We start from the raw sequence: 15,894 nt of genomic DNA on the forward strand, positions 1-15,894 counted from the left end.
TTCATTCCAAATATGGAAAAGCGCTGGAGGAATGGAGGCTCCCTTTACAAATCGGTCATTCTGTTCAAAGATAAAGCCGAATGAGAAAACGTGAGGTGATCTGTGTGAAGTCTGTCATACTTCTGATCTTCACCGCATGGCTGTTATCAGGCTGCGAGTATACCGCGGAGGCTGATGCGGCGCCGTCATTTACACAGGAAGGAACATTTATAAAAGCGGCCGGAAACGATACGATCGCGGTCGAAATTGACGGAGAAAGGCAAGAGGTGAAGGTGCCTTTCGCTAAGCGGTTTGAATGTCAGTCTCTGCCTGAACATACGGCGGTGCAAATCACCTATAAAAAAGAGAGCAACGGACAATTACGGCTTGAGGAACTGAAAAAAGAAACAGATATGTGAAAACGGGGAGGAAAAAACGTGGGTTTACTGACAAAAAGTGCTGCTGCCTTCGGTGCCGCTCTTCTTCTGCTTGCGCCGTCTGCTTATGCAGCTGAACCTTTGCAAGGGAAAACCATTTATATCGATGCCGGACATGGCGGAGAAGACAGCGGGGCCGGCGGAAATGGACTGCTTGAGAAAAACATCAATTTAGCGGTGTCAAACAAGGTGATCGCCAAATTGGAGACAGAAGGCGCAAAACCTGTTGCTTCAAGGACTGACGATACTTTTTTACGTTTGGACGAGCGGGTGGCGAAAGCAAGCGCCAGCCAATCCGATTTATTCGTCAGCCTCCATACGAATTCAGCCGTCTCAACGGCATCGGGCACGGAAACGTATTTTAATTCGACATATGAAGGAGCAGACAGCGAAAGGCTTGCTTCCGACATCCAGCAGCAGCTTGTCACGTCTTTAGGGATGAAGGACAGAGGCGTAAAAGAAGCTCCTTTTTATGTCATTACATATTCAAAGATGCCGAGTGTGCTGGCTGAATTAGGTTTTATCACAAATCCTCAAGATGCGGACAAGCTGAAAAGCGATAACGGACAAGAGCACGCCGCGGACGCCGTTGTAAACGGAATCGAAACCTATTACAGCGGACGGTAATTATAAAATATGTGTAAATAGCGCCCTCCTTATGTGCATAACGAATATAATAGAGAAAACCGATGACAAACACCTGAGGTGACACATATGACGAATATTTTTGCCCACCGGGGGGCGTCGGGCGACTGCCCTGAAAATACGATGCCCGCGTTCAAAAAAGCGATTGAGGACGGGGCTGACGGAATCGAACTTGATGTACAGATGACAAAAGACGGCCGGATCGTGGTCATTCACGATGAAACACTCGACCGCACGACGTCTTTGAAAGGATTTGTGAAAGATACGGCGTATGACAAAATCAGAACCGCTGATGCCGCCGGAAAATGGAAAGATGCTTTTAAAGGTGTCAGAATTCCGCTTTTGTCAGATGTGCTGCGTTTTGCGGAACGTGCTGATTTTCTGATAAACATTGAGCTGAAAAACAGTGTATTCCGTTACGAAGGAATGGAAGAAGAAGTGATTAAAAAAGTCAGATATTACGGACTGGAAAAGCGCGTTATTTTTTCTTCATTTAATCATGAGAGTCTCGCGGTTTGCTATGCCCTGGCGCCTGAAATTGAGCGGGCGGTGCTGACAATGGATGTGCTGTACCGGCCTGAACGGTATCTTGCCGCCATTCCCGCTTCGGGTTATCATCCGAAGCTCGGTACGCCGGCGGTGAGCGCTGAAGTGATCAAACATCTTGCAAAACACCAAGCGGCGCTCCGTCCGTTCACCGTCAATCGTCCTGAGGATATGAAGCAGCTGATGAAAGCGGGAGCAGACGCAATTTTTACCGATTATCCAAAGCTGGCTGTTTCTATAAAAGAAGAATGCCGCAGCTGAGAAGACTGTTCAGACAGTCTTCTTTTTTTATGGGCGGGAAAAAGGCGGTGCACTCATAACTCGGTCAGCCGGTTCATATATTGTAACAGTTTTGTGTAAGCGTTATCTTTTATCTTATTGAAAGTGAGGCAAAATTGTGGGAAAAACGGTTATCGTCAGTGCGGCAAGAACGCCGTTCGGAAAATTTGGCGGCACATTAAAAGAGGTAAAGGCGGCCGAGCTTGGCGGCATCGCCATAAAAGAAGCAATCAAGCGCGCCGCTATCAGTGAAAGCGAAGCGGAAGGAACGGTGATGGGAATGGTCGTCCAGGCGGGTGCCGGGCAGATTCCGGCACGGCAGGCTGCAAGATATGCCGGGCTTCCGTGGTCCGTTCCGGCTGAAACCATTAATAAGGTCTGTGCATCAGGGCTCAGGGCCGTTACCATCTGTGATCAAATGATCCGGGCGAAAGATGCGGACGTGCTGATTGCAGGCGGAATGGAAAGCATGAGCAACATTCCGTACGCCATTCCGGCCGGCCGCTGGGGTGTGAGGATGGGGGACGGGGTGTTTCAGGATTTAATGGTTCATGACGGGCTGACCTGTGCGTTCGACCAGGTGCATATGGCTGTCCACGGAAGCACTGCGGCCAAAAAGTACGGCATTTCCCGGGATGAACAGGATCATTACGCTCTTTTGAGTCAGAAACGCGCGGCTGAGGCGGCCGAGGCGGGCAAATTGCGTGAAGAAATTGTCCCCGTCACCTGGACCGGCAAAAAGGGCAAACAGCATACCGTTGAAGCGGATGAGGGGCTGCGCCCTGATACGAGCCTTGAGCAGCTTGCAGCGCTCAAGCCAATTTTTACAGCCGACGGAACGGTTACAGCCGGAAACGCTCCCGGTGTAAATGACGGGGCAGGAGCATTTGTGCTGATGTCAGAGGAAAAAGCCGCGAAGCAGCATGTCAGGCCGCTCGCAGCGATACTTGGCTTTGCGTCAGTCGGACTGGAAGCGTCCGAGCTGGCCAGCGCGCCGGGAGAGGCCATCAGCCGGCTCTTGACAAAAACCGGACTGTCCGTTGACGATATTGATTTGTTTGAGGTAAATGAGGCATTTGCGTCTGTCGTGCTGGTGAGTGAAAAAATAGCCGGGTTCAGCCGGGAAAAAGTGAATGTAAACGGAGGGGCAATCGCGTTCGGCCACCCGATCGGCGCAAGCGGAGCGAGAATCATCATGAGTTTAATATACGAATTAAAGCGTCGCGGAGGAGGTTTAGGCATAGCGGCTATATGCAGCGGAGCGGCTCAAGGAGATGCCGTCCTGCTTGAGGTGTACTGATCAAAGGAGGGAGCGCCGGATGAAGATGAAAACAATCATGGTCGCAGGTGCGGGTCAGATGGGAGCAGGCATCGCGCAGACGGCTGCAGAAGCCGGGTTTGCCGTCAAGTTATACGATTGGGAGCCGGAAACGGTAACAAAAGGTCTTCACCGCATAAAGACAAACCTGGAGAAAGAGCAGGCAAAAGGACGGAAGACACAGCAGGAGACAGATGCCGTTTTCAGCCGTATTTCCCCGGCAGAGCTCACAGAAGCGGGAGATGCTGATTTTGTAATTGAAGCCATTGCAGAAAACAAAAAAGCAAAAGCAGAATTGTTTGACACACTAGATAAAATCTGTCCCCCTCATGCCGTATTGGCAAGCAATACGTCTTCTCTTCCCATTACGGAGCTTGCCGCGGCCACAAAAAGGCCTGAAAAAGTAATCGGCATGCATTTTATGAATCCGGTTCCTGTCATGGAGCTTGTCGAAGTCATCAGAGGACTCGCCACATCGGAAGAAACGGCGGAAACAGTAAAGAAGCTTGCCGTCCGGATGAATAAAACCCCTGTCGAAGTCAATGACTTCCCGGGCTTTATATCTAATCGCATATTAATGCCGATGATTAACGAAGCCGTTTATTGCCTTTACGAAGGAGCAGCTTCAAAGGAAGCCATTGATGAGGTGATGAAGCTCGGCATGCGGCATCCGATGGGTCCTTTAACATTAGCTGACTTCATCGGGCTGGATACGTGCCTTTCCATTATGGAGGTTCTCTATGCGGGGCTCGGAGATTCGAAATACCGCCCATGCCCTCTGCTCAGAAAATATGTCAGCGCCGGCTGGCTCGGCAAAAAAAGCGGGCGCGGTTTTTATGAGTACGGCAGATGACGTAAAGATCATGAGGGGAGACGGCAGCCATGCATTTTACAGAAGAGCACATCATGATGAGAAAAATGGTGCGTGATTTTGCCCGCAAGGAAATCGCGCCGGTGGTTGAGCTCATGGAATCAACAGATGAATTTCCGGAGCGGCTGATTAAAAAAATGGGCGAAGCGGGATTGATGGGTATTCCCGTCCCGGAAACTTACGGCGGGGCGGGTGCTGATACAACATCTTACATTTTAGCGATTCATGAAATATCAAAAGTCAGCGCGGCCGTCGGCGTTATTTTGTCCGTCCACACATCGGTAGGGACAATCCCGATTTTGCATTTCGGGACAGAAGCCCAAAAACAAACGTATATTCCGAAGCTGGCAGCGGGCGAATATATTGGGGCTTTTGCGCTTACTGAGCCTCAATCCGGATCTGATGCGGGAAGCCTGAAAACAACGGCTGTGCGAAAAGGCGGTTCATATATTCTGAACGGTTCAAAAATCTTTATTACAAACGGCGGAGCGGCAGATCTGTATCTGACATTCGCCATAACCGATCCAGGTAAGGGAAGAAAGGGAATTTCCGCGTTTATCGTTGAAAAAAACACACCCGGTTTTTCTGTCGGAAAAAAAGAAAAAAAGCTCGGACTGTTAGGTTCCAATACTGTCGAATTGCAGTTTGACCAAGCGGAAATTCCGATTGAAAACCGGCTCGGCGAAGAGGGCGAGGGCTTTTCAATCGCCATGAAAAACCTTGACGTCGGACGGATCGGCATAGCGGCTCAGGCGCTCGGGATTATCGAAGCGGCGCTCGGCTGCTCGGTGGAGTACGCCAAAACCCGCAGCCAGTTCGGCAGACCCATCGCTTCGAATCAGGCCGTTTCATTTAAATTATCTGACATGGCGACGAATGCGGAAGCTGCCAAATTATTGGTCTATCATGCTGCTGATCTGTATCAGCGAGGGCTTCCGTGCGGAAAAGAAGCATCTATGGCGAAGCAATTCGCGTCCGATGCGGCGATGAAAGCGGCGGTGGAGGCTGTGCAGATTCACGGCGGCTACGGCTATATGAAAGAGTATCCCGCGGAGCGTTTATTTCGGGATGCGAAAGTCACGCAAATTTATGAAGGAACCAATGAGATTCAAAGGCTGATTATTTCTAAGTATCTTCTTCAATAAAAAGTGCGCAAAGGAGCGAAACCATGGAATCTTATTCTCCCGGTTTAGATGGCGTCATTGCGGTGGAAACGGGGATTTCTTTCCTGGATACACAGCAGGGCAGTATTTTAATCAAAGGCCACGATCTGATTGAGCTTTCTAAAACGGCCGGCTATATGGACATTGTTCATCTCTTATTGGAAGACAGACTTCCTGATGCGAAAGAGAAGGCGGCGCTTGAAGAAGACGTTCGGCGCGGCGGGCACCTTCCCGAGGAAATCTTGCACATATGCCGTCTGCTGCCCGAACATACTCACCCGATGGACGGACTGAGGACGGGTTTGTCCGCGCTTGGAGGCTTTGACAAGGACATCGATGACCGTTCATCTTCCGTAAATCAGCACCGCGTACGCGGACTGATAGGCAAAATGCCGAATCTGACGGTCAACAGCTATCGAGTCATCAACGGGCTGGAGCCTTTGGCGCCGGTTGGAACCTTATCATACAGCGCAAACTTTTTATATATGATTACCGGAAAAACGCCGTCATCTTTGGAAGAAGAAATCTTCGACAGGTCGCTTCTTTTATACAGTGAGCATGAATTGCCGAACTCAACGTTTACGGCCCGTGTCATCGCTTCGACGCAATCGGATATTTACGGCGCGCTGACCGGAGCCGTCGCCTCGCTTAAGGGAAATCTTCACGGCGGAGCGAACGAAGCGGTTATGTACATGCTTGAGGAAGCGAAGGATACAGACGGGTTTACACAATTATTAACTCAAAAACTCGCAAACAAAGAAAAAATCATGGGCTTCGGCCACCGTGTCTACATGAAAAAAATGGACCCGAGGGCGCTTATGATGAAAGAAGCGTTAAAAAAGCTGTCTGATCTTTCAGGTGATTTCCGTCTTTATCATATGTGTGAAGCCGGCGAAACCGTCATGAGGGAGAAAAAAGGCCTTTATCCGAACTTAGATTACTACGCAGCGCCGGTCTATTACATGCTCGGCATCCCGATACCGCTGTACACGCCTATATTCTTCAGCGCACGGACGGTCGGACTGTGCGCCCACGTCATTGAACAGCACAGCCGAAACCGGCTTTTCCGCCCGCGTGTCCGCTATACCGGAGCGCGCCTGTAAACAGATGAGAAAGGAAGATGAAAACATGACAGAACCCCGCCGAATGGACGCTGTAATCGAAGAGATTTCTGACTACGTGCTCCATCAGGAGATTGACAGTTCAGAAGCTTTTACTACGGCAGGACATGTGCTTCTTGATACGATAGGCTGCGGAATTTTGGCGCTCAGCTATCCCGAATGTACAAAGCTGCTCGGCCCGATTGTCCCGGGAACCTCCGTCCCCAACGGCAGCAGAGTCCCGGGCACGCCTTTTGTTTTAGACCCGGTCACGGCAGCTTTTAATATCGGCTGTATCAACAGGTGGCTCGATTATAATGATACGTGGCTTGCGGCGGAATGGGGTCATCCGTCTGACAATCTCGGAGGCATATTGGCTTGTGCGGATTATATATCCAGAGTGCGGATTTCAGAAGGGAAAGAACCGCTTACCGTGCGCGATGTGCTTTGCGCAATGATCAAAGCGCACGAAATTCAAGGAATTCTCGCTTTGGAAAACAGCTTAAACAGAGTGGGGCTTGACCATGTGCTGTTTGTGAAAGTGGCGACTGCGGCTGTTTGCGCACAAATGCTGGGCGGCTCAAGAGAGGAAATCAATAACGCCGTATCTCACGCTTGGATTGATAATTCAAGCCTCAGAACGTATCGTCATGCGCCGAACACCGGATCACGCAAATCATGGGCGGCCGGCGACGCGACGAGCAGAGGCGTATATTTGGCCCTTATGGCGCAAAAAGGTGAAATGGGGTACCCGACGGCTCTGACCGCATCTGGGTGGGGATTTCAAGACGTATTGTTTAACCGGCAGGAAATGAAGCTTGCCCGCCCGCTTGGGTCCTATGTGATGGAGAATGTTTTGTTTAAAGTATCCTACCCGGCTGAATTTCACGCCCAGACAGCGGCGGAATGCGCGGTCCGGCTTCATCCTGAGGTGAAAGACCGCATCGAAGACATTGACAGGATCACGATTATGACCCATGAGTCGGCTATCCGGATTATCGATAAAAAAGGGCCGCTTCACAATCCGGCTGACCGGGATCACTGCCTCCAGTATATTACGGCAATCGGGCTGCTTTTCGGAGATATCACGGCGGATCATTATGAAGAGGAAACGGCGTCTGACCCGCGAATTGATACATTGCGGAGCAAAATGGAGGTGACGGAACACAAAGCGTACTCAAAAGATTACTTAGACCCGAATAAGCGATCCATATCAAATGCCGTACAGGTGCATTTTACAGACGGCACGGCTACGGGACGGATTGAATGTGAATACCCGCTCGGGCACCGGTTCCGCAGAAAAGAAGCCGTTCCGAAGATTCTTGCCAAGTTTTCAGCAAACATCAGCACTCATTTTTCATTGAAGCAGCAGCGTAAAATCAAAGAGGCCTGCGAACATAGCGGCCGAATGCAGAAGCTCAGCGTCAGTGAATTTATGGACTTATTTCTCGTATAAAATAGGAGGGTGACAAACATGACGTGGATCGTCAGCAAGCAGTCGTCTCAAGAGGAGCTTGCAGAGCGGTTCCGTACGCTGATGACAGCGCCGGATCTATTGCAGATCCCCGGCGCTCACGATGCGATGGCCGCTCTTATCGCCAAGAAAACGGGGTTTTCGGCTCTTTATTTATCAGGCGCGGCTTACACGGCGAGCAGAGGGCTTCCCGATTTAGGGATCATCACGTCGGCGGAAATGGCTGAACGGGTTAAAGATCTGGTCCGCTCGTCTGATCTGCCCGTCCTTGTCGATATTGACACGGGTTTCGGAGGAGTGCTGAATGCCGCCCGGACGGCGAAAGAAATGTATGAAGCGCGCGCGGCCGCCGTCCAGATGGAGGATCAGCGCCTGCCGAAAAAATGCGGACATCTGAATGGGAAGCAGCTCGTGCCGATTGAAGAAATGGCGCAAAAAATCCAAGCGGTCAAGCGGGCCGCGCCGACTCTTCTTGTTGTTGCGAGAACAGACGCCAGACAGCAGGAAGGATTGGAGGGGGCATTAAAAAGGGCGTCCGCTTATATAAAAGCGGGTGCTGACGCTGTTTTTCCGGAAGCGCTCCAATCCGAAAGTGAATTCAGAGCGTTTTCCAAACAAATCAGTGTGCCGATTCTCGCAAACATGACTGAATTCGGAAAAACGCCGTATTACAGTGCTGATGAATTTTCCGATATGGGCTGTCAGATGGTCATTTACCCGGTCACGTCACTCAGAACGGCGGCCAAGGCTTTTGAGCGCATTTTCCGCCTTCTGAAAGAAGAAGGCTCGCAAAAAGAGGGGCTTTCGGATATGCAGACGAGAAAAGAATTATATGAAACGATCGCTTACGATGACTATGAAGAACTGGATCAATCCATTGCCAAAACGATACTGCCGGACGACTGAAAAAGCCCTTTTTTTGCAAGGGCTTTTTTTACAGCTTTTTTTTCCTGAACCGCGGACTGACTTGATTGCGTTTCCGATCTCTGTACAGAATAAACCCGGCCAGAACATAAAGGCCGAACAAAAAAAACGCCAATCCGGCCGCCCCCTGAAGAAAAAGGGACGGAAACGGGGAAAACGCATGCCCGAATAATGCATCTCTCATCAGCTTAATGCCGAGCGCCGCGACAGCGCCGGGGAGGACCAGAATCAAAAGCGCAACAAGCCGGCTCATATTCAGAAAACCCCTTTACGATATGTTTTCCTTTATTGTCCAATCGAAAAAATATTTTGTCAAGAGATCAAAACGTGGTAACATAGGGGTTGTGCAAATTATTGCAACGGGAAATACAGGTGTGCAAATTTTTTCATATAAAGGGGTATCGGGATGCAGAAGGTGCTGATTATAGGTGCTGGTAAAGGAGGCACGGCGCTCCTACAGATTTTGATGAAAACAAAGCTGATCCGGATTATTGCGGTGGTTGATCAAGATCCGGAGGCGCAAGGGCTGCAAGAAGCCCGGAAATATGGAATTGCAACCTCATCAGATTGGAAACCCTACATAACTGAAGATATAGATATTATCATCCATACAACAGGCGATAAAGCGGTCATGGATGAGCTGCTCCATGAGAAAAAAGAACAAACCATCGTCATGCCGGGAAAATTGGCGTACATGGTGTTTCAGCTGATGGAGGAAAAACAGCAGCTTATCCAAATGCTGAAGTCGCAGACGTATAAGCATGACCGGATTTTTAATTCAACGCACGACGGCATGATTTTTATAGACGTCAACGAAACGATCATTTTATTTAATCAGATGGCAGAAAAAATGGTCGGCCAAAAACGGGAGGATGTCATCGGCCGCCAAATTAAAGATGTAGTGCCGAACACAAAGCTGCCGCGGATTCTGGAAACGAGAGAGCCGGAATATAACCAGAAGCAGCTTCTCGGAAAGCACCTGCAGATTGTCACGACAAGACTGCCGATCATTGATGAAGGCGGAAAACTTCTTGGCGCGTTATGCGTGTTTAAAGATATCACCGACGCAGTTGAACTGGCGGAAGAGGTCACGAACTTAAAACAAATCCGCACCATGCTTGAAGCGATTATACAATCATCCGACGAGGCCATTTCTGTCGTTGATGAAAACGGCATCGGAATGTTAATCAACAAAGCGTATACAAAAATGACCGGGCTGTCAGAAAGCGAAGTCATCGGAAAACCCGCTTCCACCGATATCTCAGAAGGGGAGAGCATGCACCTGAAAGTATTGGGGACAAGGCGGCCCGTGCGGGGTGTGAGAATGAAGGTCGGCCCCAATAAAAAGGATGTTATCGTAAATGTTGCCCCCGTTATTGTGGACGGTATTTTAAAAGGCAGCGTCGGCGTCATCCACGACGTGTCAGAAATTAAAACGCTGACTGCTGAGCTGAATCGGGCGCGCCAGATCATCCGCACGCTTGAAGCGAAATACACGTTTGACGACATTATCGGCACGAGTGAGCAAATGCTGGTCGCCCTTGAACAGGCGAAGCTCGGGGCGAAAACGCCGGCGACGATTCTGCTGCGGGGAGAATCCGGCACAGGAAAAGAACTTTTCGCCCACGCCATCCATAATGAAAGCGACCGAAAATACAATAAGTTCATTCGGGTCAATTGTGCGGCCTTGTCTGAATCACTGCTAGAATCCGAGCTTTTCGGCTATGAGGAAGGCGCGTTTACGGGCGCGAGGCGCGGGGGCAAAAAAGGACTATTTGAGGAAGCGAATAACGGCAGCATTTTCTTAGATGAAATCGGAGAGCTGACCCAAAGCACCCAGGCAAAGCTGCTCAGAGTTCTGCAGGAAAAAGAAATTATCAGAGTCGGCGGCGCTAAAGCGATTTCTGTCAATGTCAGAATTATCGCAGCGACAAACGTCAACATCGAAAAGGCCATGGCGGAAGGCGCGTTCCGTGAAGACCTGTATTACCGGATTAACCGCTATCCGATCTCAATCCCGCCGCTTCGGCAGCGCAAAGAAGATATTGAAGCGCTGAGCATTCGGCTCATTGAAAAAATCAATCAGGATTACGGCCGCAATGTAAAGGGGCTCACGCCGAACGCGCTGCGAGCTTTATCAGCCTACAGCTGGCCGGGAAACGTCCGGGAGCTTGAAAATGTTCTCGGACGGGCAATGATATTTTTAGAGCCGCACATGGAACGGATCGAACAGCAGCATCTGCCTGTTTTTGAATCAGAGCTGAATGAAAAAAACGGCACCCAAAGTGATTTTCCGGATGTGGAAGGGGAAAAGCTGTCTCAGGCTGTTGAAAAATTTGAAGCGCACGTCATTCAAAAAACGCTTGAAAAGCATAAATTCAACCGAACCAAAACGGCAAAAGCGCTTGGTGTCAGTATTCGGAATCTGTACTACAAAATGGATAAGTACGGCCTTGCAAATGACGGCATGCAATAAATTGCAGAGAAAGCGCAAACAGCTGCATGTTTTCTTGAAGAAAGCCGGAATAAACCCTCCCGCACATTTGGCACGGAACTTGCATTGTTAAAAGCGGATTCGCACAAGGAAGGTGGTACAAAATGAAGCTGAGAGACCTAGTTGAAAAAGCCGCGGCAAAAAACGCAAAAACCATTGCAGTGGCCCACGCAGCAGATAAAGAAGTGATCCAGGCCGTCAAAATGGCGGCAGAACACTTGTCGGCACGATTTTTACTGACGGGTGACAGCGGAAGGCTGAAAGAGCTTCTCGCAAATGAGCCGAAGTTCAATGCTGAAATCATCCACGCCGATTCACCCGAAGAATCTGCGGCAAAAGCAGTGCGCGCAGTGCGTGAACAAGAGGCGGACGTTTTAATGAAAGGGAATCTCCCAAGCTCAACTCTTCTGAAATCGGTTTTAAACCGCCATGAAGGGCTTCGTTCAAAAAGGGTGTTATCACATGTAGCCGTTTTTGAGGTGCCGGACTATGACCGGCTGATGTATGTGACTGATTCAGCGCTGAACATTGCCCCGTCTCTTGAAGAGCTCGGGCATATTCTGCAAAATGCGGTTCATGTCGCACATTCAGTAGGGAACCCTATGCCGAAAGCCGCAGTCCTTGCCGCTATTGAAACGGTTAATCCGAAAATGGAGGCGACCCTTAACGCGGCTGCGATCGTCCAGATGTGCAACAGAGGACAGATTACCGGCTGCATTGCGGACGGACCGCTTGCTTTGGATAATGCCGTATCCCAAGCGGCTGCGCTGCAAAAAGGGATTTCCGGAAGCGTAGCGGGCCAGGCGGATATTCTCTTGGTTCCTTCAATCGAGGCCGGAAATATGCTTTATAAGTCAATGATTTATTTTGCGAAAGCAAATGTTGCTGCCGTCATCGCCGGTGCAAAAGCGCCGATCGCATTAACGAGCAGAGCGGATACCGCAGAAAATAAACTGTATTCAATTGCGCTTGCGATTTGCGCATCACAAGAACAGTAGGAGGAACGAACCTATGGAAATTTTTAAATATATGGAGACTTATGATTACGAACAATTGGTATTCTGCCAAGATGAACAATCCGGATTAAAAGCGATCATCGCGATTCATGATACGACGCTCGGCCCTGCACTCGGCGGAACAAGAATGTGGACATATGACAGTGAAGAAGCGGCGATTGAAGATGCACTAAGACTCGCAAAAGGCATGACTTATAAAAATGCGGCTGCCGGTTTAAACTTAGGCGGCGGGAAAACCGTTATTATCGGAGACCCGCGCAAAGATAAAAATGAAGAAATGTTCCGCGCGTTCGGCCGCTACATCCAAGGCTTAAACGGAAGGTATATTACGGCGGAAGACGTCGGCACCACCGTTGAAGATATGGACATCATTCATGATGAAACAGACTATGTAACCGGAATTTCTCCGGCATTCGGTTCATCAGGAAATCCGTCTCCCGTTACGGCGTACGGCGTCTACAAAGGGATGAAAGCCGCAGCGAAAGCGGCGTTTGGCACTGATTCCCTGGAAGGTAAAACAATTGCCGTGCAAGGCGTGGGAAATGTGGCTTACAATCTATGCCGCCACCTTCACGAAGAAGGCGCTTCTTTAATCGTAACGGATATCAATAAAGAATCTGTTAAACGTGCCGTTGAGGACTTCGGCGCCCGCGCAGTTGATCCCGGCGACATTTACTCACAGGCGTGCGATATTTATGCCCCATGTGCTCTCGGCGCCGTCATTAACGATGACACGATTAAACACCTGAAGGCGAAAGTCATTGCGGGAGCGGCCAATAACCAGCTGAAAGAAACACGCCACGGCGATACCATTCATGAAATGGGAATCGTGTACGCTCCGGATTATGTCATCAATGCAGGCGGGGTCATCAATGTGGCCGATGAGCTTTACGGCTACAATGCTGAGCGGGCTTTGAAAAAGGTTGAAGGCATCTATGCAAACATTGAGCGGGTGCTCGATATTTCCGCGCGTGACGGCATTCCGACATACTTAGCGGCCGACCGTCTGGCTGAGGAACGAATTGAGCGCATGCGCCGTTCAAGAAGCCAGTTTCTGCAAAACGGCCAAAGTATATTAAGCAGACGATAGGAATTTGATCTGGAGGTATGAAAATGTTCGAAAAGGAAAAACGCATTCTCATTCTGAATCCAGGCTCAACATCAACGAAAATCGGTGTCTTTCACAATGAACGCTGTATCTTTGAAAAGACGCTGCGGCATCCCGAAGAAGAGCTGAAAACATTTAACAGCATCATCGACCAATACGAATTTCGAAAAATAAGCATTCTTGAGTCTTTGCACGAACAGGGCATCAACATTTCAAAGTTCGATGCCGTTTGTGCCAGAGGCGGCCTGCTCAGACCGATTGAGGGCGGCACATATGAAGTGAATGACGCCATGATCACTGATTTGAAAAATGGCTACAACGGCCAGCATGCTTCTAATCTGGGCGGAATTATTGCCAGGGAAATAGCTGACGGATTAAATATCCCCGCGTATATCGTCGATCCGGTCGTGGTGGATGAGATGACTCCGCTCGCTAAAGTATCAGGAATGCCTGAAATCAAGCGGAAAAGCATTTTCCATGCTTTGAACCAAAAAGCTGTTGCCCGTCAGGCGGCGGCGTCCCTCGGCAAACGGTATGAACAGATGAAGATGATCGTCACTCATATGGGAGGCGGCACCACAGTCGGTGTCCATGATTGCGGACGGGTGACGGATGTCAACAACGGGCTTCACGGAGAAGGACCCTTCAGCCCGGAGCGCGCGGGAACTGTTCCGGCGGGTGATTTGGTAGAAATGTGTTTTTCCGGCAAGTATTCAAAAGCCGATATGATGAAAAAACTTGTCGGCACGGGCGGACTCTCCGGCTACCTGGGGACAACGGACGCGGTGAAGGTGGAAAAACGCATTCAGGCCGGCGATGAAAACGCGCGTCTCATTTATGACGCCATGGCTTATCAAGTAGCAAAAGAAATCGGGGCGGCAAGCGCCGTTTTAAAAGGAAAAGTAGACATTATCGTCCTGACGGGCGGATTGGCGTACGGGAAAAGTTTCGTATCCGCCATCAAATCGTACATAGATTGGATTTCGGATGTACTGGTGTACCCGGGAGAAAATGAACTGCAATCTCTCGCGCAAGGCGCGCTTCGGGTTTTAGCCGGTGAGGAGCAGTCAAAGCAATATCAGATCGGCGAAGGAGTGAAAACAAATGGCGACTGAGTATGATGTGGTCATTCTGGGCGGCGGCACGGGCGGCTATGTAGCCGCCATCAGAGCGGTCCAGCTCGGCTTAAAAACGGCCGTTGTAGAAAAAGAAAAGCTTGGCGGAACATGCTTGCATAAAGGATGTATCCCGAGTAAAGCGCTGTTAAGAAGCGCGGAAGTGTACCGAACCGCAAAGGAAGCGGCAGCATTCGGCATTGAAACGGAAGGTGTCTCCCTCCGCTTTGACAGCGTGCAAAAACGAAAGCAGGGAATCGTTGACCGGCTGGCCGGCGGTGTCGCCCACTTGATGAAAAAGGGGAAGATTGATGTATTCAACGGGTACGGACGTATGCTCGGCCCTTCCATCTTCTCACCTCTTCCCGGTACGGTTTCAGTCGAATACGCAAATGGTGAAGAAAATGACATGCTGATACCGAAACAATTGATTATCGCAACCGGTTCAAGGCCGAAAATGCTGCCGGGTTTAGAAGCAGACGGTACATATATTCTGACATCAGATGAAGCGTTAGAGCTTGAACGTCTGCCCCACTCCATGATGATCGTCGGCGGCGGTGTCATCGGAATTGAATGGGCATCCATGCTGAAGGATTTCGGCGTCAATATCACTGTGATTGAATATGCGGACCGCATTTTGCCGACGGAAGACCGTGATATTTCAAGCGAGATGGAAAAACTGTTAACGAAAAAAGGAATTAAGATCGTGACGGGTGCGAAAGTGCTTCCGGATACATTGGAAAAAGCGGACGGCGTTTCAATTGCCGCTGAAAAGAATGGAAAAAAAGAAACGTATCACGCGGAACAAATGCTTGTTTCCATCGGCCGCCAGCCGAACATTGAAGGGATCGGGCTTGAAAACACGGATATTGAAGCGGAAAACGGTTCTATCATCGTGAACGAAGCCGGGCAGACGAAGGAATCGCACATTTATGCGATCGGTGATGTTGTCGGCGGGCTGCAGCTTGCGCATGTGGCCTCCCGTGAGGGCATCATTGCCGTTGAGCATATGGCGGGTCTTAATCCGGCTCCGCTTGATGCCGCTCTTGTGCCGAAATGTATTTATTCAAATCCGGAAGCGGCGAGCGTCGGTCTGACAGAAGAGGAAGCTCTTCGAAAAGGGCATGAACTGAAGATCGGGAAGTTTCCGTTCATGGCGATCGGAAAGGCTCTTGTATACGGAGAAAGCGACGGCTTTGTCAAAATCGTCGCCGATCGGAATACAGATGATATTCTCGGTGTTCATATGATCGGCCCGCACGTCACCGATATGATCTCTGAAGCGGGGCTTGCCAAGGTGCTCGACGCGACGCCTTGGGAAATCGGCCAGTCCATACATCCGCATCCGTCGCTGTCAGAAGCGATTGGAGAAGCTGCGTTAGCCGCAGACGGAAACGCGATTCATTTTTAAAAGGAAAGAAGGAG

Annotated in this window: 15 protein-coding genes; 14 read left to right on the forward strand and 1 reads right to left on the reverse strand. The window is 50.0% G+C overall.

The genetic code is table 11. The features are described from left to right. Positions 1–80: 80 nt before the first annotated feature. From V7728_RS07350 to prpB, 9 genes are all read left to right on the forward strand, one after another. On the forward strand, positions 81–398 hold the full coding sequence (locus V7728_RS07350) for a hypothetical protein (RefSeq protein ID WP_014721488.1): 318 nt from the start codon (positions 81–83) through the stop codon (positions 396–398). A gap of 18 nt (positions 399–416) precedes the next feature. Next, a complete protein-coding gene (locus V7728_RS07355) occupies positions 417–1,043 on the forward strand; it encodes an N-acetylmuramoyl-L-alanine amidase family protein (RefSeq protein WP_017418119.1) in 627 nt (208 codons plus the stop codon). Between the two features lie 87 nt (positions 1,044–1,130). After that, positions 1,131–1,868, forward strand: a complete 738-nt coding sequence (locus V7728_RS07360; RefSeq protein WP_099566896.1) for a glycerophosphodiester phosphodiesterase — start codon at positions 1,131–1,133, stop codon at positions 1,866–1,868. A 136-nt stretch (positions 1,869–2,004) separates the two neighbouring features. After that, on the forward strand, positions 2,005–3,186 hold the full coding sequence (locus V7728_RS07365; protein ID WP_099566895.1) for an acetyl-CoA C-acetyltransferase: 1,182 nt from the start codon (positions 2,005–2,007) through the stop codon (positions 3,184–3,186). A gap of 19 nt (positions 3,187–3,205) precedes the next feature. Continuing rightward, the gene (locus tag V7728_RS07370) at positions 3,206–4,057 is read left to right on the forward strand and encodes a 3-hydroxybutyryl-CoA dehydrogenase (protein ID WP_039254529.1); all 852 of its coding nucleotides are present in this window, start codon (positions 3,206–3,208) and stop codon (positions 4,055–4,057) included. A 29-nt stretch (positions 4,058–4,086) separates the two neighbouring features. Further along, positions 4,087–5,220 (forward strand): acyl-CoA dehydrogenase, encoded by a 1,134-nt coding sequence (locus tag V7728_RS07375; protein WP_043020801.1) that lies wholly within the window; start codon positions 4,087–4,089, stop codon positions 5,218–5,220. A 23-nt stretch (positions 5,221–5,243) separates the two neighbouring features. After that, on the forward strand, positions 5,244–6,341 hold the full coding sequence (gene mmgD, locus V7728_RS07380) for a citrate synthase (RefSeq protein WP_007408375.1): 1,098 nt from the start codon (positions 5,244–5,246) through the stop codon (positions 6,339–6,341). 25 nt (positions 6,342–6,366) lie between these two features. Further along, positions 6,367–7,794 (forward strand): bifunctional 2-methylcitrate dehydratase/aconitate hydratase, encoded by a 1,428-nt coding sequence (locus tag V7728_RS07385; RefSeq protein ID WP_174747068.1) that lies wholly within the window; start codon positions 6,367–6,369, stop codon positions 7,792–7,794. Between the two features lie 18 nt (positions 7,795–7,812). Next, positions 7,813–8,718: a methylisocitrate lyase gene (gene prpB, locus V7728_RS07390; RefSeq protein ID WP_012117949.1), complete on the forward strand. Its 906-nt coding sequence runs from the start codon at positions 7,813–7,815 to the stop codon at positions 8,716–8,718. Positions 8,719–8,746: 28 nt separating this feature from the next. On the opposite strand, the gene V7728_RS07395 is transcribed toward prpB, so the two are convergent. Next, on the reverse strand, positions 8,747–8,989 hold the full coding sequence (locus V7728_RS07395; protein ID WP_007408378.1) for a DUF2627 domain-containing protein: 243 nt from the start codon (positions 8,987–8,989) through the stop codon (positions 8,747–8,749). Between the two features lie 153 nt (positions 8,990–9,142). Between V7728_RS07395 and V7728_RS07400 the strand changes: the two genes are divergently transcribed. The 5 genes from V7728_RS07400 (at position 9,143) to lpdA (ending at position 15,880) form a co-directional block, all read left to right on the forward strand. Continuing rightward, a complete protein-coding gene (locus tag V7728_RS07400) occupies positions 9,143–11,212 on the forward strand; it encodes a sigma-54 interaction domain-containing protein (protein WP_015240180.1) in 2,070 nt (689 codons plus the stop codon). A 122-nt stretch (positions 11,213–11,334) separates the two neighbouring features. Then, entirely contained in the window at positions 11,335–12,228 is an 894-nt protein-coding gene (yqiS, locus tag V7728_RS07405) for a phosphate butyryltransferase (RefSeq protein ID WP_025284980.1), read from the forward strand. 13 nt (positions 12,229–12,241) lie between these two features. Next, positions 12,242–13,336, forward strand: coding sequence for a branched-chain amino acid dehydrogenase (gene bcd, locus V7728_RS07410; RefSeq protein WP_043020804.1), 1,095 nt, complete (start codon positions 12,242–12,244; stop codon positions 13,334–13,336). Between the two features lie 17 nt (positions 13,337–13,353). Beyond that, positions 13,354–14,469 carry a butyrate kinase gene (gene buk / locus V7728_RS07415; RefSeq protein ID WP_095532169.1) on the forward strand — a complete coding sequence of 372 codons (1,116 nt, stop codon included), beginning with the start codon at positions 13,354–13,356 and terminating at the stop codon, positions 14,467–14,469. Next, entirely contained in the window at positions 14,459–15,880 is a 1,422-nt protein-coding gene (gene lpdA / locus V7728_RS07420) for a dihydrolipoyl dehydrogenase (RefSeq protein ID WP_059368138.1), read from the forward strand. Before buk ends, lpdA begins: the two co-directional genes overlap by 11 nt. Positions 15,881–15,894: the final 14 nt, after the last annotated feature.

This window comes from Bacillus sp. JHAA (genome assembly GCF_036961585.1).
Classification (GTDB): Bacteria; Bacillota; Bacilli; order Bacillales; family Bacillaceae; genus Bacillus; species Bacillus velezensis.

What these genes read in the sequence shown, in the direction of transcription:
- V7728_RS07350 (WP_014721488.1), top strand. Translation starts at nt 81, where the DNA reads ATGAGAAAACGTGAGGTGATCTGTGTGAAGTCTGTCATACTTCTGATC.
- V7728_RS07360 (WP_099566896.1), top strand. Translation starts at nt 1,131, where the DNA reads ATGACGAATATTTTTGCCCACCGGGGGGCGTCGGGCGACTGCCCTGAA.
- V7728_RS07370 (WP_039254529.1), top strand. Translation starts at nt 3,206, where the DNA reads ATGAAGATGAAAACAATCATGGTCGCAGGTGCGGGTCAGATGGGAGCA.
- V7728_RS07375 (WP_043020801.1), top strand. Translation starts at nt 4,087, where the DNA reads ATGCATTTTACAGAAGAGCACATCATGATGAGAAAAATGGTGCGTGAT.
- mmgD (WP_007408375.1), top strand. Translation starts at nt 5,244, where the DNA reads ATGGAATCTTATTCTCCCGGTTTAGATGGCGTCATTGCGGTGGAAACG.
- V7728_RS07385 (WP_174747068.1), top strand. Translation starts at nt 6,367, where the DNA reads ATGACAGAACCCCGCCGAATGGACGCTGTAATCGAAGAGATTTCTGAC.
- prpB (WP_012117949.1), top strand. Translation starts at nt 7,813, where the DNA reads ATGACGTGGATCGTCAGCAAGCAGTCGTCTCAAGAGGAGCTTGCAGAG.
- V7728_RS07395 (WP_007408378.1), bottom strand. Translation starts at nt 8,989, where the DNA reads ATGAGCCGGCTTGTTGCGCTTTTGATTCTGGTCCTCCCCGGCGCTGTC.
- V7728_RS07400 (WP_015240180.1), top strand. Translation starts at nt 9,143, where the DNA reads ATGCAGAAGGTGCTGATTATAGGTGCTGGTAAAGGAGGCACGGCGCTC.
- yqiS (WP_025284980.1), top strand. Translation starts at nt 11,335, where the DNA reads ATGAAGCTGAGAGACCTAGTTGAAAAAGCCGCGGCAAAAAACGCAAAA.
- bcd (WP_043020804.1), top strand. Translation starts at nt 12,242, where the DNA reads ATGGAAATTTTTAAATATATGGAGACTTATGATTACGAACAATTGGTA.
- buk (WP_095532169.1), top strand. Translation starts at nt 13,354, where the DNA reads ATGAAAATGTTCGAAAAGGAAAAACGCATTCTCATTCTGAATCCAGGC.
- lpdA (WP_059368138.1), top strand. Translation starts at nt 14,459, where the DNA reads ATGGCGACTGAGTATGATGTGGTCATTCTGGGCGGCGGCACGGGCGGC.